This window comes from Leptodesmis sp., from assembly GCF_052746595.1.
Genome location: NZ_JBRAGO010000076.1, coordinates 1 through 21,739, shown reverse-complemented (window position 1 = coordinate 21,739; position 21,739 = coordinate 1). Strand labels below are relative to the sequence as shown.

General features: G+C 50.4%; 19 protein-coding genes and 1 pseudogene. 9 read left to right on the top strand and 11 right to left on the bottom strand.

All coding sequences use genetic code 11. The features are described 5' to 3' along the window. Positions 1 to 106 precede the first annotated feature (106 nt). Entirely contained in the window at positions 107 to 1,525 is a 1,419-nt protein-coding gene (locus ACUVQO_RS16210; protein WP_445926887.1) for a cation:proton antiporter, read from the bottom strand. 85 nt (positions 1,526 to 1,610) lie between these two features. Next, positions 1,611 to 3,281 (bottom strand): bicarbonate transporter BicA, encoded by a 1,671-nt coding sequence (bicA, locus tag ACUVQO_RS16205; RefSeq protein ID WP_445926886.1) that lies wholly within the window; start codon positions 3,279 to 3,281, stop codon positions 1,611 to 1,613. An 889-nt stretch (positions 3,282 to 4,170) separates the two neighbouring features. Between bicA and ACUVQO_RS16200 the strand changes: the two genes are divergently transcribed. Continuing rightward, positions 4,171 to 5,178, top strand: a complete 1,008-nt coding sequence (locus ACUVQO_RS16200) for a sodium:calcium antiporter (protein WP_445926885.1) — start codon at positions 4,171 to 4,173, stop codon at positions 5,176 to 5,178. A 70-nt stretch (positions 5,179 to 5,248) separates the two neighbouring features. Here the strand turns inward: ACUVQO_RS16200 and ACUVQO_RS16195 are convergent, their stop codons facing one another. The 4 genes and pseudogenes from ACUVQO_RS16195 to ACUVQO_RS16180 all read right to left on the bottom strand — a co-directional run bounded on the left by ACUVQO_RS16195 (position 5,249) and on the right by ACUVQO_RS16180 (position 9,348). Continuing rightward, a complete protein-coding gene (locus ACUVQO_RS16195) occupies positions 5,249 to 8,398 on the bottom strand; it encodes a heavy metal translocating P-type ATPase (protein ID WP_445926884.1) in 3,150 nt (1,049 codons plus the stop codon). A gap of 35 nt (positions 8,399 to 8,433) precedes the next feature. Next, entirely contained in the window at positions 8,434 to 9,024 is a 591-nt protein-coding gene (locus ACUVQO_RS16190; protein WP_445926883.1) for an HMA2 domain-containing protein, read from the bottom strand. A gap of 3 nt (positions 9,025 to 9,027) precedes the next feature. Beyond that, a pseudogene (locus ACUVQO_RS16185) lies at positions 9,028 to 9,156 on the bottom strand (hypothetical protein); the annotation flags it as partial. Between the two features lie 12 nt (positions 9,157 to 9,168). Next, positions 9,169 to 9,348, bottom strand: a complete 180-nt coding sequence (locus tag ACUVQO_RS16180) for a hypothetical protein (protein WP_445926882.1) — start codon at positions 9,346 to 9,348, stop codon at positions 9,169 to 9,171. A 226-nt stretch (positions 9,349 to 9,574) separates the two neighbouring features. Here ACUVQO_RS16180 and ACUVQO_RS16175 point away from each other — a divergent pair, with 226 nt between their 5' ends. Beyond that, a complete protein-coding gene (locus tag ACUVQO_RS16175; protein WP_445926881.1) occupies positions 9,575 to 11,803 on the top strand; it encodes a WD40 repeat domain-containing protein in 2,229 nt (742 codons plus the stop codon). Positions 11,804 to 12,439: 636 nt separating this feature from the next. Beyond that, positions 12,440 to 12,874, top strand: coding sequence for a hypothetical protein (locus ACUVQO_RS16170; protein WP_445926880.1), 435 nt, complete (start codon positions 12,440 to 12,442; stop codon positions 12,872 to 12,874). Here ACUVQO_RS16170 and ACUVQO_RS16165 read toward each other — a convergent pair. After that, positions 12,864 to 13,310, bottom strand: a complete 447-nt coding sequence (locus tag ACUVQO_RS16165; protein WP_445926879.1) for a hypothetical protein — start codon at positions 13,308 to 13,310, stop codon at positions 12,864 to 12,866. The two genes, ACUVQO_RS16170 and ACUVQO_RS16165, sit on opposite strands and share 11 nt — an antisense overlap. 78 nt (positions 13,311 to 13,388) lie before the next feature. Here ACUVQO_RS16165 and ACUVQO_RS16160 point away from each other — a divergent pair, with 78 nt between their 5' ends. Both ACUVQO_RS16160 and ACUVQO_RS16155 read left to right on the top strand, forming a co-directional pair. After that, complete coding sequence (locus ACUVQO_RS16160; protein WP_445926878.1) at positions 13,389 to 13,586, top strand: alpha/beta hydrolase-fold protein; 198 nt, start codon at positions 13,389 to 13,391, stop codon at positions 13,584 to 13,586. Continuing rightward, positions 13,522 to 13,794, top strand: a complete 273-nt coding sequence (locus tag ACUVQO_RS16155; RefSeq protein ID WP_445926877.1) for an alpha/beta hydrolase-fold protein — start codon at positions 13,522 to 13,524, stop codon at positions 13,792 to 13,794. Before ACUVQO_RS16160 ends, ACUVQO_RS16155 begins: the two co-directional genes overlap by 65 nt. A gap of 256 nt (positions 13,795 to 14,050) precedes the next feature. Here ACUVQO_RS16155 and ACUVQO_RS16150 read toward each other — a convergent pair whose 3' ends face one another. The 3 genes from ACUVQO_RS16150 to ACUVQO_RS16140 all read right to left on the bottom strand — a co-directional run bounded on the left by ACUVQO_RS16150 (position 14,051) and on the right by ACUVQO_RS16140 (position 16,175). Beyond that, on the bottom strand, positions 14,051 to 15,166 hold the full coding sequence (locus ACUVQO_RS16150; RefSeq protein ID WP_445926876.1) for a class I SAM-dependent methyltransferase: 1,116 nt from the start codon (positions 15,164 to 15,166) through the stop codon (positions 14,051 to 14,053). 180 nt (positions 15,167 to 15,346) lie between these two features. After that, a complete protein-coding gene (locus tag ACUVQO_RS16145; protein ID WP_445926875.1) occupies positions 15,347 to 15,985 on the bottom strand; it encodes a M23 family metallopeptidase in 639 nt (212 codons plus the stop codon). Further along, a complete protein-coding gene (locus ACUVQO_RS16140) occupies positions 15,933 to 16,175 on the bottom strand; it encodes a hypothetical protein (RefSeq protein ID WP_445926874.1) in 243 nt (80 codons plus the stop codon). Before ACUVQO_RS16140 ends, ACUVQO_RS16145 begins: the two co-directional genes overlap by 53 nt. 221 nt (positions 16,176 to 16,396) lie before the next feature. On the opposite strand from ACUVQO_RS16140, the gene ACUVQO_RS16135 reads away from it, so the two are divergent. The 3 genes from ACUVQO_RS16135 (at position 16,397) to ACUVQO_RS16125 (ending at position 19,309) form a co-directional block, all read left to right on the top strand. Beyond that, positions 16,397 to 17,257 carry a DUF6671 family protein gene (locus ACUVQO_RS16135; RefSeq protein ID WP_445926873.1) on the top strand — a complete coding sequence of 287 codons (861 nt, stop codon included), beginning with the start codon at positions 16,397 to 16,399 and terminating at the stop codon, positions 17,255 to 17,257. Between the two features lie 120 nt (positions 17,258 to 17,377). Next, complete coding sequence (locus ACUVQO_RS16130; RefSeq protein WP_445926872.1) at positions 17,378 to 18,820, top strand: IMS domain-containing protein; 1,443 nt, start codon at positions 17,378 to 17,380, stop codon at positions 18,818 to 18,820. Positions 18,821 to 18,901: 81 nt separating this feature from the next. After that, positions 18,902 to 19,309, top strand: coding sequence for a surface-adhesin E family protein (locus ACUVQO_RS16125; protein WP_445926871.1), 408 nt, complete (start codon positions 18,902 to 18,904; stop codon positions 19,307 to 19,309). Positions 19,310 to 19,632: 323 nt separating this feature from the next. Here ACUVQO_RS16125 and ACUVQO_RS16120 read toward each other — a convergent pair whose 3' ends face one another. Continuing rightward, a complete protein-coding gene (locus ACUVQO_RS16120) occupies positions 19,633 to 20,838 on the bottom strand; it encodes an HhoA/HhoB/HtrA family serine endopeptidase (protein ID WP_445926870.1) in 1,206 nt (401 codons plus the stop codon). A gap of 77 nt (positions 20,839 to 20,915) precedes the next feature. Between ACUVQO_RS16120 and ACUVQO_RS16115 the strand changes: the two genes are divergently transcribed. Further along, on the top strand, positions 20,916 to 21,739 hold an 824-nt coding region (locus ACUVQO_RS16115; protein WP_445926869.1), incomplete at its 3' end, for a peptidoglycan DD-metalloendopeptidase family protein.

Sequence of the window (21,739 nt, the reverse complement as noted above, 5' to 3'; positions counted from 1 at the left end):
GCCTCAAAATAGACCACATAGAAGCCGTGATCCTCCAGGCTTTTTTGTAATCGCCACAATTCCGTAGATTTGCCACTACCCCGGTGCCCAGTATAAAGCTGACAGGTCACGCTTCACTTGCCACAGTTGCTGATTCCAGTGAAGGTTCTCCAGTGGTGGGCGGTTCTTCAGACTGTCCAAAGGCAACCCGGAGGAAAGGGGGCGCAAGAAAAGTAGTCAGAATTACCATCATGATGATGGCCGCTTCCAGCGGTTTGTCGATCACACCACTGGCAGAACCAATTCCGGCAAACACCAGACCCACCTCACCCCGGGGAATCATGCCCACCCCGATCGCCAGTCGATTGATGCCCGGTTGCCCAAACACTGCCCACCCTGTGATGACTTTGCCCACGATCGCCACAGCAATCAGGAACACAGCAATCACCAAACCTGCGCGGTTTTCAGGAACTGCCGGATTCAGTACCCCCAAATCTGCTCTAGCACCCACAGTGACAAAGAAAATGGGAACAAGGAGATCGGCGATCGGCTTGACCAGTTCATCCAGTTCATTTCGGGCATCAGTTTCATCTAAAACCAGACCCGCCGCGAACGCCCCTAAAATTGCTTCTAAATGAATCGCGTTGCCCAAAAACGCCATAAAGAAAGCAAAGATAAAAGCGGGAATCACAATATTGCCACGGGTTTTGAGCTTATCCACAATAGCAGTAAAGGTCTTATTGAAGATGCCGCCCAACAGGATCGACCCAATCAAAAATGCCGTGGCACTGACAATCAGGTAAATCACATTCGCAATATCGACTTCTCCAGTTTTGGCAAGATTAGCAACGACTGCCAGCACAATGATACCCAGCACATCATCGATCACCGCGGCCCCAACAATGATTTGGCCTTCCTTCGATTTCAGCCGTCCCAGTTCAGATAGTACCTTGGAGGTAATGCCAATACTGGTAGCCGTCAGAGCCGCTCCAGCAAAAATGGCTGGAATTGCCGGAACATGGAACAGCATCATCAGCCCAACCGTCCCTGCCGCAAAGGGAACAGCCACTCCGACACAAGCTACGATTGTGGCTTGATAACCCACTTCCTTAAGCTGGCGCAGATCCGATTCCAGTCCAATTTCAAACAGCAGAATAATTACACCCAGTTCTGCCAGAACAGAAATAACCTCGCTCTGGGATTGGAAGATGCTAGTAAGAGCCGCCGGAGTCAGCCCATTAATCCATTGCAAGACGGTCATGATCACTGAGTCAGAAGCTTGCATCCCACTTTCTGGGAAAACCACCAGATGCAGGGCAGACACACCAATAACGACCCCAGCGACCAGTTCTCCCAAAACAGGCGGGAAATCCAGACGCTTAGAGACCTCAGCACCCAGCTTACTGGCAAGATAAATGACTACCAGACTCAGCAGCACACCAGTCAAAACAATTGGAGCATTTTCTGCCTCGGCAGTTGCCAGCAGGGGAGGTGACAGAAATGAAAATTGGGAGAGTGAATGGGCGATCGCTGATATCAACAACATAGGTCAGGGTTTTCCATCAGGACAGATTGAAACGGAATGGCATTTTTGAGGTCACACAGACATGCGACCCTGGCAGAAATACAATTTAGACTTGAACCTCTTTGCTATAAACATAATCAACTGCTTGTTGCAGGGCTACGCTACGGTCGGCCAAAATATGCTCAGGTTTGATCAATTCAAATAGGCCCAAACGCTCTAACCGGGTTTGGATTTTGGCACTGGCCCCGACAACATAGATCTGAAGTCCTTTATCGTAAGCATCCCGAATCGCATTTTCGATCGCTAGGGAAGCTGTTACTCCTAATAAAGGAACGTCACTCAGATCGATTACCAATACATCTGCTTCCTGCATGGCATTATGTTCCCGAGCGATCGCCTTGGACAAGCCAAAAATCATAGGACCACTCAGATAAAACAGTAGTACTCGACCGGCACCTTTATCCAAAAGCCGCTTTTCTTCGTCGCTTAAGCGTGCGTCGTCGTCAGTATCTGAAATCAGCTTGACTTCCTGAGATTGCAGGCTACTCAGCCGTTCAATGGTCAGAATGTTGGCGATAAATACCCCCACACCAACGGCCACGATCAGATCAACAAACACCGTCAGGAGTAATACCCCATACATGATCAGGGAAGCCTTGAGGGAGACTTTGTGCGATCGCTTCAAGAAACTCCAGTCCAAAATATCAATCCCTACCTTCAGAGCAATCCCTGCCAGTACTGCCATTGGTATTGGTTGGGTATAGCGGGCAGCACCCAGCACCACCACCAGCAAAATCAGCGCACGTGTAATCCCCGAAAGTGCCGATGTTGCTCCCGTCTGGATATTCACCACCGTTCCCATCGTGGCACCTGCACCGGGTAACCCGCCGCAGATTCCCGAAACGATATTGCCAATTCCCTGACCAATCAATTCCTTATCAGACTTATGTTCCGTGCGCGTGAGATTGTCAGCAATCACTGCGGTTAGCAGGGTATCAATACAACCCAGCATCCCCAACATCACACCATCAACAAGCATCGTGGTGATCTGACCTAGCGTAAAAGTGGGTAGCTGAAACTGAGGCAATCCCATCGGAATTTCACCCAGATCACCAATCCGACGAATGTCTACATTGCCAAAGATCGTCAGGGAGATAATTGTACCGACAATCAGGGCGACCAACTGCGGTGGCACTAACCGCTTCAGCTTCTTGGGCATGAAGAAAATGATGGCCAGGGTTAAGGCCCCCAAAATCATTTCGGGCGGCTTAGCCGTTACCAGCAGTTGAGGAATTGCCGCCACTGTACCTAGGACCCCGCCTTTGGGCACGGGATGCCCCAGAAAGGGTGCAATTTGCAGAATGATCAGAATCACGCCAATCCCCGACATGAAGCCAGAAATGACGCTATAGGGCATCAGCGTAATATATTTACCGAGTTTGAAAATGCCGAAGATGATTTGAAACAACCCCGCCAGCATAACCACGGTAAATGCCATAGCCAAGCCGTTTTCAGGATTACCGGCGGTTAGGCCAGCAACGATCGCCGTCATCACGACAGTCATCGGTCCCGTGGGTTCAGAAATCAGGGTGGGTGTCCCCCCAAACAGGGCAGCAAAAAAGCCGACACAGACAGCCCCATACAGTCCAGCGATGGGACCAGCACCAGAGGCGACTCCGAAGGCAAGCGCAAGGGGCAAGGAAACAATTGCAGCCGTGATTCCGCCAAAGATATCACCGCGCAGGTTGTTAAAACGAATCTGGTTAGTAATTGCCATCAGGGTGAATGAACTAAACTACCACAATAAGTTATAGCTAAGCAACCAAACAATTCAGACTTTGCCAAACACAAGAACACTGCATTGATAGTCACTTATCTAATCAACCTACCATGATAAAGAAAGACATTCCCCTGCCATAGATAACGCGCCGCCTTAGCCCATCTCCTCTGTCTACACTACGGTTTCCGTAATAATTGGGCAGAGCAAATGAGCAGATCAGCACAGACAAGATAAGCAACAGGGTCTTGCTGCAGATGCTTATAATTTCGAGACTTTAATCTCAAGAGTAGAGAATTTACTACAGGTTAGTTATTCTTCAACTTACTACGAAGTTGCGATCTGACTTTGCAAGAGAGGGACTTATTCCATTGAAAATCCTTTACCTTTCTATAGAAATCCTTAACTTTAAGTGCTATGCCCAGCAGTATGGCAGAGGCGTACAGTACATAAACAGTACGCATAAACAGCACATAGACGGTAGCAGGTCATATCTACTACCGTCATCATGAGTCGCTTGTAGAACTGCTTAGGAGAGTATTAACTGCCTAGGGAGAAGTTGTTGGAGATGGAGAAACAGTAGTATCTGGAGTGGGGGAGGCTGGAGTTGTTGTCGTTGTTGGGCCGCAAGCACTCAATACCATAGCAAAACTAAAGAATGAAATCAATGCAATCAAAGACCGGATCATGATAGCCACTCCTAAATAGAGGTGATCAATGAATACCTCTAATTAGGATAAGGGATAGTTGGTATTAGCGATAGTCAAAATGATTTTTTACCTGCTAATGATCTAATTGAAGAGTTTTTCATTAGTTCTCTCCTGATCAGCGGTAATTTCTGCAGTATCCCAACTTGAATTGGTGATCACAAAGTTGTGATGTAGTTGCTATGTTATTGTTCTTTCAAGTGATTGTTTGTGTCGGACTTGTGGTTATCGTTGGCACAAAACTCTCTCAGAGCGCAGATGTATTGGCAGAAAAGACCGGATTAGGGCGCAACTGGGTTGGTGCAATTTTGCTGGCAGGTGCAACATCCTTGCCTGAACTGGCAACAGGAATCAGTGCCGTTGCTGTCTTTAATGCTCCTGATTTGGCCGTCGGAGGTGTTTTAGGCAGTTGTTTATTTAATCTGCTCCTGCTAGCAATTTTGGATATTTTCATGGGCCCCGAACCTCTGCTTCGTCGTGCTGCAATCAGCCATGGATTGGCGGCAGGTCTGGGCTGCGTTATGCTAGGGGTTGCGGCAATTGGAATTTTGCTGACCCAGGCAGGCACATCGTTGACGATCGCCTGGTTTGGATTGCCCAGCATTGTGCTATTGATTCTTTATCTCGTCAGTGCCCACTTAATCGCTCAATTTGAATTACGGCGGCGGCGCGAGGTGTTAGAGCAGGAGGCAGAGGTCTTTCAGTATAACCATATCAAGCCAATGCAGGCGTATGTGACATTTACTTTGTTGGCAGGCGCGATTGTAGTGCTGGGGGTGTGGCTGGCATCTCTGGGTGATCAAGTGGCAACCGTCACCCAGTTAGGGCAAAGTTTCGTTGGAGCTTTGCTGCTGGCTGCAGCAACCTCATTACCAGAATTCGTAGCATCCCTGGCCGCGATTCGGCTGAATGCAGTGGATCTAGCAGTTTCTAATCTTTTTGGCTCTAATCTTTTCAACCTGGCAATTTTGGGAATTTACGATCTGGTGTACTTGCGGAGTAATTTGCTGGTTAACATCAATCATTCTGTGCATCTATTTACGGCGATCGTAGCGATAGTGATGACAGCGATCGCACTGGTTGGTTTAATTTACCGCGCAGCCCGCCGCTCAAGGCTTTACCTGACCTGGGATGGACTGGGGTTAATTATGTTGTACCTGGGTGGAATGTATATCATCTATCAGGGATAGTATCTGGCGGTTAAAATCGCGACTACACTCACCCACTCTGCCGGATGCAGACTCAATACAATCAAGGTTTTCAGTAACCTGCGTCGGCAGGTTTTCTCCGGATAGCCGCGACTTCAGTCGCCAGGTTGACCGGATCTTCAGGGACAAATTCTTTTGATTTTTTCAGATAACGCCATGCAATGCCATCCGGGTCATGACGACTACTCCAGGTGGCAAAATTCGCTTTCGATTTGTTGCGACTGATTGTAGTTACACTTACTTTCAGCCGTTCTGCTAAAGTACGGGGGGAGAGAACCTCCAGCATCACTGGTTCTATGGGAGGCAAAGAGAGGTTAGACGTTGCCTGAGTTGATGGTTCTGGGGGAGATTCTGTCAACTCAACTACCGATTCACAACTGTCTGAGGAAAGCGTGTCTGATGGCGGCTCTTCCAGTTCCAGGACGGGAGGTTGTTCGTCAGCCACTTCTTCTGTTTCAGGCCATGCAGTTCTGGCTTCTCTGCTTTCTTCCAGGCTATCGGCCAGCAGATTCAGATCTTCATCGCGAGTCAGTAGTGGACGTAACCCATTTAATCCGGCCACGATCGTCGATCCATTATTCACCAGCGTCGCTGCGATCGGGGGAATACCCGTTGTCACAGCAAATAGCATGGCCGTGAGATTGGGAACAGCGACTAACCCTGTATTCTGATGAATTAGATACATGGCCTGACGAGCAATCGCGATCGCTTCCGGTAAGCCACGCAAATTATTTTCCATCAGCACCACGTCGGCGGTTTCCCGGGCTACATCCGATCCATTGCCAAAGGACACCGAGACATCTGCATAGGCCAGGGCTGGAGAATCGTTAATCCCATCCCCGACAAAGGCAACCGTCTTACCTTCTGCATGCAGGCCGTTCACCACGGCAACTTTCTGTTCTGGAAAAGCTTCCGCGTAGGTATGGGTGGACGCAATCCCCAGTTCATGAGCAACAGCGGCAGCGGTATGCTGATTGTCCCCGGTCAGCAGGTGCACTTCCATATTGTCTGCCCGCTTCAGGGAACGAACCACTTCCTGGCTTTCTGGTCGCAGAGGATCCCGATAGGCGATCGCGCCACGCAACTGGCCTTCAGAAGCAACATAAATGACCGAATGACCATTTGCCTGCAGCGCTTGATACTTGCTGTGTAGGGCTGCCAGATCAACACCTTCCGCTGCCATAAAATGTCGGCTACCCACCAGAATCGTTTGGCCATCAATTTCAGCCCGCACTCCGCGCCCGATTTGATAGTCCCATTTGCCGCGATCGGCAATCCTGGCTCCGCGTTCCTTGGCATAGCGCACCACCGCTTCTGCCACCGGATGAGTCAGTCGTTGTTCTGCTGCTGCGGCCATGCTGATCACCTCTGCAGCAGACATGCCATCTCCTAGCGTTTCCACACTGACAACAACGGGTTCTCCTTGAGTCAGAGTGCCAGTTTTATCGAACACGACCGCATCCACTTTGGCTAGTTGTTCTAAAGTACGCCCACTGCGGATGAGAATGCCCCGCCGGGCGGCGTAAGTCAGGGCGGCGAGGACAGTAGTGGGAACAGAAATGCGAATTCCCGTAGCAAAGTCGAGGGTGAGAATGGAGGCCGCCCGAGCTAGATTGCGAGTCAGGGCAAAGGCTCCAGCAGCTATCAGCAATGTGGGAATCACCATGAGATCGGCGATCTCAGCAGCATAATTGCCAATCCGAGTGTCATGCACGGGGGCAGCTTCCATAACTTTAAGAATTTGCCCAGCGCGGGTTTCGCTACTGAGGCGATCGGCGCGGATGTAAAGACTGCCCTCTCGTACCAGGGTTGACGCATAGGCCATCTGTCCCGGCTTGCGGAGCACGGGCATGGCTTCCCCGGTGAGCTTCTGTTCATCAATCAGAGCAGTGCCTGTGAGGATATGCCCATCGACCGGAATTTGCTCACCAGGATAGACAATCACGGTTTCGCCATGCTCTACGTCATGGGTAAGGATTTGCAGTTTCTCTCCGTGGCGTTCCACCCAGACCAGATTTTCCAAAGAACTGAGCAAATCTAATGCCTGTCGTTTGGACGATCGCGCCGATTGCTCCCGGATCGCCTCACCAAACTCAATCAGGCTAATCATGATCGCGGGATTCAGGAAATTGCCCTGAAAGGCGGTGATCGTAATCGCCGCTAAATCAAGAAAATCAATATTCAGTTTCCGTTCCTGCAACAGCCCGTCCCATGCTCGCTGAGCAACGGGTAAAGCCGCGATCGCCACACTTCCCGCCACCAGAGCGGAGGGAATCGGTAGCCCCAAACTGCACAAAGCAGACAGTCCCAGAGTCATCATGGGAATAGTCATAGGGTTCCAGGAACTAGGCTCTGCTTCCGGTGCCGCTGGTTCAACGATGGTCGTCGCAATGGGTAAGGAAACCGTCGGTGCGGTTTGGATCAGATCCGCGAGATGGGATTGCATGGCGGCTTCCCCAATCTGCTCTGCCGTGTAGTAGACCGTCAATGAACCACTATCAGGATTGAGTTTTATTCCTGTGACAGAGCGATCGCGTTCAAGCAGATGGGTCAGTTTACGAGTATAATCTGCATCCTTGAGCAGGCGAGGAATTTTGTAGCGAATTCGACCCGGAAGGCTATGCTTGAGAGTGCAAGCGATCGTATCTGCATTGGCCCTGCGAGCTAAGGCGGGGGTTTGTAAGCCCTGAACAGACTGCTGGCGATTTGTCGGGCGTTCAGGAGTGGAAGAGAGGGATTTCGCAAGGTCTTGTAGAGAATCATCCACTTTGGCTGGTTGAGGAGGAATCACCTGATTCAACACCTCGCGGGTCATGATATCGCTGAGCAAAAACACAGGCAGAGATGCCCACCCGCTTACCCCCAGAAGCCGAACCGCCGCATAGCCACTCAGAAGAGGAGCCGCCCGCCGCAACAGAGATGAGGCTTTTCCGAGTCCTTCAGACAGGCTGGGAGGTTGCTCCTCAGTGGTCTGCGGTTTTACAGGCAGACGAGCTAGCAAAGACTCTAGCGACAACTCATTGGGATCAAATTGGAGAATAACACTACGGTTCGTGGGATGGGTTTGAACATCCAGATGGGTGTACAAGTCAGCAATCTTTTGCCTCAAATGTTCGACGGCTGCATCAAGCTTATTATCCTGAATTCGCAACCGAATTCGCCCAGGACTGGCATGGATCACTTGAAGAGGACTAACTGACAATGATGAGAGCGTAGTAGTCATTCTCGTAATTGAATTTAACTCAATCTTTCACCCGTTGCGATCGTCGCCCCCTGCCCATTCAGTTCAGGAGAACTTGGGCCTTCAGGCTCCGTGGTGTAATGCAATTTAATGAAGCTATCAAAAGCGTAGTATGCCAGCACATACCAGGGGGCTGTTTCAAATTGCCATCCTTTTCGGAGTAATTGGTAGATAGCTAACCCACCTAATCCCAGAGGGATCAGAAAACGCAGATCAATAGATCCCTCGGTTGATGCACCCACTCGACGGTTCAGGTCAGCAACGGCTTTCACCAGGTCATCTGCAACTCCTGATTTACCTCCTGTTGCAGGTAGTTCAATGTCTATTGTATTGAACAGAATCACTCCCACATCGTGTAAGGTGGCAGCCAGATCCTCAACAACTGTTGGTGTTTGATCGTAGTGAATAATAATACTTCCCGTTTGCAGATTGGGCCGCACACTGTAAACATCCGGCATGGCCTGTAATGCCCTGGTAATCTCGCCCATCTGCTCCGGGGTGCGGCGTTTAGCGGAGACACGAATCCGCGTACGGGACGGGGTGCTGCTGACAATGTGGGTGTGGCGATCGTGAAGCAGGGTCGTCATAGTTTAATCTTCAACTGGAATATTCTCAGGGCCTCTGGCTGACTGAGGCTCTTCGGATTGGTGTATCTCGTGCTGTACCTCGGCCACAATGTCCTCCCAGGCATCGTTCATTTCAGTCATCGCTTCTTTGCCTTTCTCATAGAGTCACATTCCTTCTTTCACCACGGCCTTAACCACCGGTTTACCCGCCTTCCCCAAAACTGGGAGCACCACTGGAGCAAGTAGAGCGGCACCAATGCCAGCCGCAATCCCGAAAATACCCACATTTCCTTCCAGGGCTTCAAATCCCTCTAGTCCCTCTAGACCTTCAAGCCAATCAGCCATAACAACCTCCCGACATCAACAGGAATATTAAGCAGACTTAGGATGCATTTCTATCCTAAGATTTATCATCTTTCACAAGTTAGAGATTCCATAAACTTTTATTAATCTTGAGTTGGCTTAACAAAGCAACCAACCTTTTACGATAAATAAAGATACGATCAATAAAGATACAATTGGTAAAAACTGAAAACGTCACGCAAAACGGGAACGGATCAAGGGAGTTGGTATGCAATTGGAGCTATTTCTCAAGCTGCTGCTTCAAGGACTGCCTGCGATCGCGGAATTCCTTACAGTACTGCAGTTACTTCCTGGCTATCAACAAGCCAGTAAAGAGGGAGAGTCAGAACAATGGGTTGACAACCGGGAAATCCCATTACAGATAGCTAAATCCCAGCGGGAAACAGAATTACTGCGGCTGGAACGGCAGAAAGAACTGGAATATTGGTCTTTAGGACTGCTTCCTGCTCAATTAACAACGGCAAATTCGTGGCTTGAAACGATTCCCCTGAAAGTACTGCTGGCTCCCCTGCAAATTAATGGGGAATTTGATGCATCGGTTCGGCAACACCTTTCGATTCTGGAGCGGCAATTGGGGCAGGGTTTAGCAGAGTTTCTGCAGCAGCATTATTCGCTGCAGGATTGCGATCGACCTGTGGAATTTCTCTCCGGAGCCTGGGTACACCACTTCCTGCGCCATGAAGCCCAGATCAAAGTATTATTCCAGCAATTTCCATCTCAACCCACTCTGATCCTGGAACCGGAAATCATCGGGGAAGAGTTGGGTCTTCACATTGCCTACTGGGGATTTGGACGAAAGCAATACACCTATCAGTCAGTCATCTCTCATTTCAACTATCAGCAACTATTAATTGCTGCTGCCAAGCGACGAGCACTGGACTGGAAGGATACAGCAGACAAATTATTAGCAGCGGGTGAATCACCAGAGTTGGTCAACCAGTTGGGAGGCGATAGCGCCATTAATCTGGAACTGTTGGAGAAAGAAACAAAGTGGCAATCGCTGGGCATTCATGCCTCTACTTTGTCGCTTCAGTATCACTTGAATGCCAGAGATTTTGCCGCTTTGGTGCAAGTCCTGCTGCCGTCCTGCTGCATCTTTGTGGCCGGGATGGCTGATTATTATTATCTGAGTCGCTCCGGTGTCTCTCCATTCCTTTCTGAACTCGTGGCTCCCCTGCTCGGATCGGTTGATCAGCCATTCCAGCGATCGCTCTATGACCTCGTTCTGTCCGGCTATCGTCATTTGCTGCGCAGCTTAAGTGCGGCATCCGCCAGGACTCAGGCCCGCGATCGCGCATCCATGCAAACAACTCAAACTGCATGGCTAACAGCCTGTCTGGCTCAATTGGAGGCGCTACTGGCAGACGAGTCGCCAGCGTTATCGGCTGAGCGTGTGATTCAGGTGTTTGCTACTTTCCGGCAGTCTGTACCCAGCAAACCCATGCAGCAACGGCCAGCCATTTTGCTACCTGGCACGGCTGCTCAGGCGGCTCCATCGGTCAGGCTGCACCCTGAGATCGCAGCCCCGTCCTCGCCCCTGAATTTTCCATCGCTGTTTCTGGCTTACACGCTGAGTGGCTACGCCGGTAAGGCTGCCGCGATCGCTGTTAGCTCAGATAATCAGGTGCTTCTCAGTGCTGGGAATGATCAGCGTATTCAACTGCGACATTTACAAACGGGAGAACTTCTCCACTCTTTCGCAAGTCACTCTGGCCGCATTCTCACCCTGGCGCTGAGTGCGGATGGCCAATTGCTGGGTAGCGTGCATCGAACCAGCAGTCACAGTTACATCCGGGTCTGGAAGGTCAAAACCAGGGAGTTGCAATGCACATTGACAGGCCACAACAAGTCCATTCGCTGTCTGGCGATCGCTCCCGATAACACCACCCTGATCAGTGGTGGGCAAAAGATTAAAATCTGGGATATCCGAACTGGCGAATTACAGCACACCTTCAGCGGACACACCAAACTGGTATATGCGGTGGCGCTGAGTCCGGATGGACGCATTCTCGCCAGCAGCAGTGCCGATAAAACTGTACGACTGTGGCACCTGCCGACCGGCAAACCTCTGTATACGCTGGTTGGCCATCAGGATTGGGTGAAAGCGATCGCCTTCAGCCCCGATGGTCAATTCCTGGCCAGTGGCAGCGATGACAACACCATGAAGCTGTGGCACGCTGCCAGTGGTCAACTGGTTCGCACTTTCACAGGCCACTCCGACTGGGTGTTGGCAGTTACCTTTAGTCCAGATGGAAAGACGCTTTTCAGTGGTAGCAAAGATCAAACCATCAAACTTTGGCATATCGAAACAGGCAGCCTGCTAGGGACTCTCAGTGGCCATCGCAAGTGGGTTCACTCCCTGGTTGTTAGTCCGGATGGTCATACCTTAGCCAGTGGGAGCGATGACAATACCATCTGCATTTGGCGAGCGGCCTGAGCCATATTGGATAGAGATCAGTCAACAACTCGAATTAAATTTCATCCGCTGTTAATTCCCCTTAAATGTAGTACTGCCCATCCTTGTGCTTGCACAGTTGAGCGGAAGTGGGCTGACGTCCTTTCAGCTTTCCTGCTTGATAGTTAGCAAGCACTACAGGGATATGCTCTCTACAGCCCAACAACGTCAGACTGACGGTGCTATCTTTCTCTCTGAAGTCAAAGATCCGTGCATCATAATCAGCACTGGTTGGTGCAACCTTCTGAACAGGCTTTCCTTTAACCTTGCTGCTTTCCGGTTAGCTCCAACCCTGGCACAAACCCTCACCGCTTGATTTGCACTCAACCCAAATTGAGAGCGAATGTCCTGATAAACCAAACTTTGAATTGTGGTCTTGCTGGTTATGCCTAGCTTGACCTGTTCGTTGGCATAATTACAGGCATTTGCAAATGCTTTCAACAAAGCATCCATCTTAGAGGCTTGTTCAGCCGTTGGCCGGAGTTTGCAAACGATAGTGAGAGTTTGTTGCATTCCACAGTCGTATCACGGGTGAAAATAAAAGCGGCTAAAGCCGCTGGTTCGTTTTTCCTCCCTGCCCTAAAGAGACAGGGCTTCCAAGCTTACCGAGGATGAAACATGAAAGGATCTGAATACGGATATGTCCGAGACGTTTGTGCCCTGCGGTTTAAAGGGTACGATTACAAAGAAGACAAGGATCTGGCCGAGTCGTCGGCGCGAGCAGAAAAGGAGTTTCCGTTTGAGTCAAACAATGACAACTTTGCAGCCTTTTTTGCCCTGCAGCGCCGCCTATACAAGTGGGGTGGGGAAATGCTGCCCAGGAACGACCCGTTGTTTCAACTGTTTGATCGGATGTTTTTGTACCTGGCACCCCTTGATGTGCCTGCGGAGTTTGCCAGTCCTGAGCATGTCAAAAAATGGCAGGAGGAATACCAGCCGCTGTTTGAGGATAAAAAGCGTTTTCAGGCACTGCATGACGAATACCAACTAATGGTGGATACTTTCGACGAAGAAGAACACTGGAGATATTTAGCGTCCAAAATCAGGACTTGAAGAAAAAGACCTTATTGGAAGCAGGCTTACTGGAAGCAGGCAGTTTGCCTGCTTCTTCTTGTTTGCTGGTGCTTTTGGGTTCCTGTTTGCTGGTGCTTTCAGGTTCAGGTTCATCGTAAATAACCACAGTTCCGCCCGCCTCTTTTTGTTGGCGGGCGAACTCAATATGTGCGTCTTTTCTATCGACGTAATCAAAAGGAATGCCTTCCATCATGGCAGTAAACTCGTTTTCACTGTCCCCCATAAAACCTGAATTGTTAGAGCCTGGCTTTTTTTCCGTCCAGTACGTGCCAAAAATTCGGTGTTTTGGCACGTTTTGAATTGTGAGTTCTGTACCAGTCACGCTAACAACATCAAAAACGCTGGTGGACTCAGCAGCGCCGCGATTGATTACCGCGTTACGGGCACCTTTTTTTACCTTGTATAACTTCATCACGTTCAATTCTTCCGTGCGGAAGAGAGTAATGGTGCCGTCTTTGTTTTTGCTTACAAAGTCGGTTTTGGTTAAAAACTCTTGGTCTGCGCTCTGCGGAATGGCGATCGCTACCGCTCCGTTTCTGCCTTTTCCCCGATCGTCGCACCGATGCGTTGTCCCTGGGGACAAAAAGCTTTTTCCCATTATCTGGGAACCAATCAGGAGAACTGGCATGTTTATGATGCCAGTTCTCCTGATTGTCGGAGGGACAGCACTGGGCTGCAACTTTCCCAGTGATCGTCCGATTTTAATTGACCAGGGAACAGCCGACTCATTCCTCGACACCCAACTCAAACCCGGTTTGTTTGCCGAAGCCTGCGCCAAAGTCGGTCAACCGTTAACGCTGCGAATGCAACCCGGATACGACCACAGTTACTACTTCATCGCCACCTTTATCGAAGACCATATTCAGTTTCATGCTGATGCTCTCGGGATTCCTGTGTAGGTCAGCATAAAACAAATATCCAGCAGTTAAAACCGCGACTACACTCACCCAGTCTGCCGACGCAGACTCAATACAATCAAGGTTTTCAGTAACCGGCGTCGGCAGGTTTTCTCCGCATAGCCGCAATTTCAGTCGCCAGGGTAACAAAGAGACAGGCTTTTAAAACATCCTCTAACACATCCTACATTTAATTTTAGCTACCGACTTAGCAATGCCAAGCATTCAGTTCTACAACTGAAGCAGATTTTCAATTCCATCAGGTGTTTTGCTCCACCAGTTTTTTCTCATCAATGCGCTGATTCGCTTCACTCCTAGCATCGGGTTTATGGGCAATCCAGTATTTGCTCATGAAGTGAACTTCCTCCGTAATGTTGGAGAAACCTGCCGATCGCAAACGACTCGCCAAGTCATCCTGAATATAGCTCCGATAATACGGCTCATGGAACAGCAAGGGGAAGTTTTCCATCGACAATTCAAACTCTGGCGAATCGCTCAGTTGAATCGAGTCACAGATAACAAACACCCCGCCCAGTTTCAACACCCGGAAGCACTCATTAATCACATTCTGCCGTACCGCAGGGGGCAGTTCGTGAAACAGAAATACACAGGTAAGGCCGTGGAAGTAATCATCCATATAGGGCAAGGCTTCCGCATTGGCCTGCAACAGTTGGGGGAGTTCTCCCGGATTTTGGGACAGGAGTTGATTTGCCTTTCTCAAGTAAGCAGGGGACAAATCCACACCGTATAAAGAGGCTTTGGGCTGCGATCGCCGGATAAATTTCAACGTCCGTCCAGTGCCACACGCCACATCCAAAATCCGGATCTGGTTAGAGATCTTATCTGAAAATTGCTGCAGACCCTGCTTCAAAGGAGCCAACACCCGCCGTCGCATGGCATCTGCTGCCCCATTAAACAGAATGTCTACCTGCAAGTCGTAAAGATTTGCCGACCAATCACTCAAATAGCCATCGGTTTGATGATGGAAATTCTGCAAGTAATAAGCTGGGTAAGTACTGATATCGATATCGGAGGAAAAATCTTGATATTGCTTGTTGTTTGCACGGTTCCACATTAAGGGCAGGTCAGCCCAAACCAAGGGATAAAACCGGAAGAAATCCTCCCAATCATTCTCAAACAGCAAACTGACAGGATAAACTCCCCGCTCGGCATCCTGCCAGTCTGCTTCCAGAATGTCGTCTAACCGCTGTTGAATTTTCAGCAACAGCTCCATTGGTAGCGGTTTGCCTCGTTTTTCAGGAGGTGGAGCAAGCCAGTTGAGCAGTTGGCTACTAACGGTTTTATGAGCAAGACCGAAATAACTCTTGCCTTGTTGAAATGCTTGATATGCCAGTTTTGTCAAAGATTCAGGCATGGTATCTAGAGAAACAAATTTGACAACTAAGGATTGGTGTGAATAATTGTAACGAATTCTTGGTGCAAGTTTCCCCTTTGGTGATTACCTTGTACACCCACATCATTAGGGCGTGGCTGCACCAAAGTCCCTGGTTAGCCAGAGATTCCCAGCAATGTTTGTCTTCACTGGTCACTGAAATTAATTCCCAAAGATTGAAGGATCAAAGTTGAGAGAAATCTGATCACGAGGTCGTGATCCTGCGGCCGTGCCAGAAGCAAAGGTAGGATATTCAGCTACGGCAGAAGCCCTTCCAGTGGCAGCACGGATATCTGCAACGGGCGGCTCAGAGGAATCAAGCAGGGGTTGGGAGGAACCATTGGAGGATGGCAAGGTGGTTGTAGAGGCAGGAGCATCTTCTGGGGCCGATGAGATCGCAGAGCGTCCAGGTTCGGGAGGTTTCACAGTCACATAGGAGGCAGCCGCCTTAAGTTGGGCCGCCGGATCGATCGCTTGAAAATTCGATCCCTCTTTTTTCAAAATCTCCAGGTGCAGATGAGGCCCGGTTACTCCTCCCGTACTACCCACTTTGCCAATTACCTGACGGGCACGTACCGCTTCCCCTGGCTTCACCAAAATTTCTGACAGATGAGCATACAGGGTTTGATATTGCCCATCTGCATATTCCAGGATAATCATCTTGCCATAACCATCCCCCCAATCTGCATACCGCACATAGCCAGAATGGGCAGCCAAAACTGGCATTCCCTCTGGCGCACCCAGATCTTCACCGGCATGCAAGCGGCGATCGCCATAGAGTAGGATGTACCTGCCAACCAAAGGGACTGGTGACTTCAACGACTTCTGGTAGCGGATAATAAAAAGCCGTATCTGTTGGATCGGGCTTAAAGTTAAATAGTTTGGGAGCCAGCTCCCACGGCGATGGCTTGAGCGTATTTTCCATACTCCAGGCCGCTCCCGCCATCAACAGCACCGCTCCTATACCAATCAGTCCAGTCTTTAATTTCATCTGCCTAGCTTCTGCCTAACTTCAAGATTGCCCATAACCCAGGCTCAGTTTCCTGGCCAAAACACCAGCATTGCTACCAGCGCTCTGGTTATCTTAGTACATAAGTACTAAAAAGAGAATGGACAAGGCTTCCTATTTCTAGAACCCGTTCCCTATACAGGGAGCCGCACTGTAGACTTTGTGTCAGTTACCCAGAACTCAAAGTTCAGAGCTTAAAGCCCATGTCTCGCAATTACTTCAGCAACCGAATTGCTGTCTTAGCAACGATGCACCGGAAGGAAGAAGCAATCGCACCAATTTTGCAAGAGCAACTGGGAATTCAGGTGATTGTACCGCCGGACTTTAATACGGATGACTTTGGCACCTTCACTCGAGAACGGCAGCGGCCCGGTACCCAATTGGAAACAGCACGGCTGAAAGCTCAGAAAATTTTGGAGCAAACAGGAGCCACCTTGGCCCTGGCAAGCGAGGGAAGTTTCGGCCCCCATCCGGGATTTCCCATGCTGGCCTGCGATCGCGAGTTAGTACTGCTGCTGGATACTGCTAATGGCCTGGAATTGGTGGGAGAAGAGTTGTCGGCAGATACCAACTATCAGCATCGCACTATTCGCAGTCTGGAAGAAGCGCTCAAATTTGCTCAAGCGGTTGGTTTTCCAGAACACGGCCTGATTGTCATGCCCCGTGCTCATTCCAAACAACCCGATGAAATTACCAAAGGGATTACCACACCAGCCCACCTGGAGGAAGCAGTGGAACGGACATTGCGCCGATCTCCTACGGGCACCATCCACATCGAAACTGATATGCGGGCACTGTATAACCCAACACGCATGAAAGCAATCGCCCGCGCCACCCTGAGTCTGGTTCAAATTGCTCAACGAGCCTGCCCTCAATGCGGTCGACCTGGTTTCGCCCCCAGTGAATATCGCAAAGGACTACCCTGCAGTTGGTGCGGTCTACCTACATCCCTCACCCGCTCGGTTCTCTACCAGTGCCAAACCTGTCATTACCAGCAGGAATTCCTCTTTCCTGATGGCATAGAAACCGCAGATCCCGCCCAGTGTCAGTATTGCAATCCATAGAGTATGACTCCCAACCCCCTATTGAGAGCGAAAATTCATATTCTCTCGCACTCAGAAAAACTGAGGGGCTATGGTAAATAGTTGACAGGTTATAATCAACCTCCTGAGTGAGTGTGGCTTATGTGGTTACGGTTGAGTAGATTAACGATTGTCCTGGGAGTGACCATGATTGCGGGGGCACTTCCAGCACAGGGGCAGGTAACGGATTCTCAGGTCAATGCTCTGGTAGAAGCATTACGGCTGAATGCTCCCCCTGCTTCTCCATCGGGCGAACGGCTTTATAGCGAGTGGCAGGTCAAGGGAGAAAACATTCCCCGCTGGTCTCAGGTGTGTATTGGCCGATCGATTACGCCAGAATCATTTGAGGCCAGTCCCGTAACAGCTCGTTGGATTTTGGTTTGCATCCTGCGAGATACTTTGCGTGCCGAGTATAAAGCCAGTGGTAACAATGAGGCGATCGCAGTTCGACGGGCGGCCTCCTGGTGGATGACGGGAAATCCAGCCAACTATGCGACGGGCGACACTGGTACCTACACCCAACGAGTGCTGACGGCTTATCAGCAGAAGCAACCGATCGCCGCCAAGCCTGCCACTAATCCTGCTGCAGCCAAACCCATCACCCCTGCTCTACCATCAAGCTCTGCACCCACTCTCTCAGCACCTACAGAAGCAAAACCGGGTAATTCAGGCCCTCCTGCCAAGCCTGCCATTACTCCAGATGCCTCTCAAAATCGGACAACGACTTACGATCGCTATATGCAAGCGGGCTATGAGGCGGCTAAAAAACGAGACAGAGCCACTGCTCTGCTCAACTTCCGTCGTGCTTTAGATGAGCGTCCAGGAGACACCTACGCCACCCAGGCCATTCAAAATGTTGAAAACTTTTCCCGCGCTCAGTCCTCTGCTACTCCCGCCGATCCTCAGCCGCGTTCTACATCTTCCACTCCCCCTCAACCGAACACCCCAGCGGCAACTTCTACCCCGGCCTTTCCCGCTTCCAGTTCCTCCCCCAATGTGACGACAGTCAGCAAACCCACTCCCCTCCCCAAACCCAAACCCGCAACCGCCTCCAAGCCTGCCTCCCCCTCCCCTGCCCTGCCTACCGTTGTCGTTCCCTCTGTGGCTCCCGTCTCAGTGACCCTGACTCAGCAAGAGGCCGTTGATCTGGTCAATCGCTGGCTACAGGCTAAAGCAGACATCTTCGCTCCGCCTTTTGACCAACAGCAAGCCCTCAACCTGACGACAGGAGAATTACTCTCCTCACTGATGAAACCGGACGGAGTTCTGGCCTGGTTAAAAAATAATCGCGCCTACTACCGCTATGGTGTACAGAAAGTGGATTCTGTAGATCGCTTTCTTGCCGCCCGCGATCGGGCCACGCTGGAAGTTACCCTCACCGAAGACCGCACCCTTTATTTCGATGGCGCGATCGATCCCAAACGCACCGACTTTTCCGCTCAACGGGTTCGTTTCAGCCTGGAAGCAAGCGATGGCACCTGGAAAATTGCCGATTACAAGACCGTGGATGGGTCGTTGTTAGAACGATCGGTCGGCAGGGATTGAGGAAGATAGCAGGGACGGGTAGATGGGTGGATGAGTAGATGAGTAATCTCAAACTTAAAACTTTCAACTCTTAACTTTCCTATGAAACACCTTCCTTTCTTCCTGATGGCCTTTCTTCTCCAAGCACCTGCAGCGCTCGCGGCTGAATGGGTGAACGTAACCGTTAATGCGGTGGGCGATCGCTTTTTGATTGATAAAAGCTCCATTCAACGCAAGGATGATACCGTCTGGTACTGGGAATACCGGGAATTTCCCCAGCCCAATAATGCTTTTCTAGAAGAGCCTGTGGATCAACCTGTGCATGGTGTAGTACTCAACTGGTCAGCAAACTGTGCCAGCAAAACCCAACGACTACGGCAAATTACGGCATATACCAAAGACCAAAAAATAATTCGTCGGTTTAGCTATGGTGAGCAGGGAAGTTTATCTCAACCTCGTTCTGGCAGCAGTACGGCCAAAGTGTTAGCTTACGCCTGCGGAGTGAAATGAACCTGGTAGAGCCGTGTTGCAACTTCCAGAAGATACTGGAAAATCTGGTGTTATTTGCAGCACTCGTATTACTGGATTAACTGCCAATCGCCTCGCCAGTTCAAAGCGCTAAATCCTTTGGTGAAAGGCTATGAAACTCCATGCCCCAGTTACAGCAAAAGTTTGCAATCTTTCAAGCTGTGATAAAGATCATATTATCAGATGATCCCGATCGCCCTCACCACTTTCCGGAATGGAGATACTTAAGGAGACTCAACTATAGCCGAGTCATCAACAGGGAACACACGACTGGCCGACAGGTTTCGCAAGAAGCCGTCGGTTTTTTATTTGTTCTTAGGAAAAGCTTCCGGCTTGATTTGAATTTGTTGGGGTTGACCGTTGCGGAGAATTTCCAGCTTGAGATTGGCCCCAATTTTGCTGGCCTCCACCTTAGCCTGAACATCTGCTGCCGCTTTTACAGATTGCCCCTCGACTTTCTGAATAATGTCTCCCTGCTGAATGCCTGCTTTCGCTGCTGGAGAGTTTTCCACTACCCGCACGACCAGCACTCCCTCATCTCGATTAATCTTCAGTTTCAGTTCACTGCTGCCATTAATCTCCTTGCGTAGAGCGGGAGTTAGATCCACCATTTGAATTCCCAGATAGGGATGATCCACCCGACCTTTCGAGAAAAGTTGCTCGGCCACCCGTTGTGCCGTTTCGATCGGAATGGCAAATCCCAATCCCTGGGCATTGGCTCGAATCGCAGTATTAATGCCGATCACTTCACCGCGATCGTTTAGTAAAGGCCCACCCGAATTCCCAGGATTAATCGCCGCATCGGTTTGAATGAAGCTGACCCGCTTATCGGGAACGCCCACCTGAGAACTGGTACGCCCGATCGCACTGATAATGCCTGCCGTCACGGTGTTATCCAGCCCCAAGGGATTACCAATTGCGATCGCCCATTGTCCCGGAATCAATCCATCCGAGCGACCGAGTTTGACAACAGGCAGCTTGTTCGCATTAATTTTGACCACTGCTACATCCGTCACCGAGTCTGCTCCCACCACCCGGCCTTCAAAGGTGCGACCATCCTTGAGGGTCACTTCTACCGTGTCTGTTCCTGAAACCACATGAGCATTCGTGAGAATCCGGCCATCGGGCGACAGAATAAAGCCAGATCCCGTTCCTCGCTCAATCCGTTCCTTGGGAGCAGGCAATTCATCTCCAAAGAACCGCCGAAAGAAGGGATTGCGAAATGCACTCGGCAGGTCATTCGACACCTGACGGGAGGAATCAATCCGCACGACGGCTGGCCCGACCCGTTCTACCGCCGATGCAATAAAATTAGAGGCTTGGGCCGGCAGGGGCGATCGGGCCGCAGGCACGCTATCCGCTTTCAGAGATTGAACCACAGGGGCCGGATCAGGTGCTATTTTATGGGTTTGCTCCGGCTTCAGCCAATATTGACTAGCAAGAATTCCTGTACCAGCCCCCATCGCCAGCAGGGAAATAGAAGTGGCCAGTTGCTTAAACGATAGACTCATAGCTGCAGAAATGAATTGCGGCACACTCCTACCCTAACATCCCCAGTTAGAGTAGAAACGACTTTCCTCAACCACCTATGCGCCTTGCCTTAACCCTTTCCCTCCTACTGGGAATATCCCCTACCTATCCCACCCTTGCTCTCACTGCTCCCCCTGCTGTTTCCAGTACAGGCGTGAGGAATCGCGTCTCTACCCCCAATTCCACCACCCTGCTTGCTCAACAAGTCTGTTCTTCTCCAGCCCTTTCCCGCATCACTCGTCATCGGGTTGCCAGCGGTGAAACTCTGGACTCGATCGCCCGTCGCTACAATTTACTACCGACTACCCTAATGGGCTTCAATCCAGCTTTACAAAGTGGCAAAGTTGCCGTGGGTACAGAAATCTTAGTGCCCCCATTTAACGGCATTCGAGTGGATGTAAAACCTGGGCAAACCTTACGGGATATGGCTAAGGCTTACGGAGTGCGACCTGATGTGTTGTTTGAAGTCAATGGTTGTCAGCCTGCTCCCAGAACCGTGTTCATTCCAGGTGTCAATTGGTCGCCTGTGGGGACTTCTAATTCACCCTCTGGCCCACCAACGGGACAGATCCTGTCTGGCTCACCATTTCCCACGCCGCTTTCAGAATCATCCATTTTGCAGCGCTATGGCTATGGAGTACAGGGCAATACCAGCCAGGTAGCATTCCACAGCGGTATTGATCTGGCCGCTCCCCTTGGCACGCCCGTCCTGGCTGTGGGTGATGGCACGATCGCCTTTGCAGGTCAGCAGGGAGTATATGGCAATCTGGTTGTAATTAATCACCTGGAAGGATTACAAACTCGTTACGCGCAATTAGGCAGCATTCGCGTGAAGGTAGGCCAGACGGTGAAGGTAGGCCAGACGATCGGTACAGTGGGTAC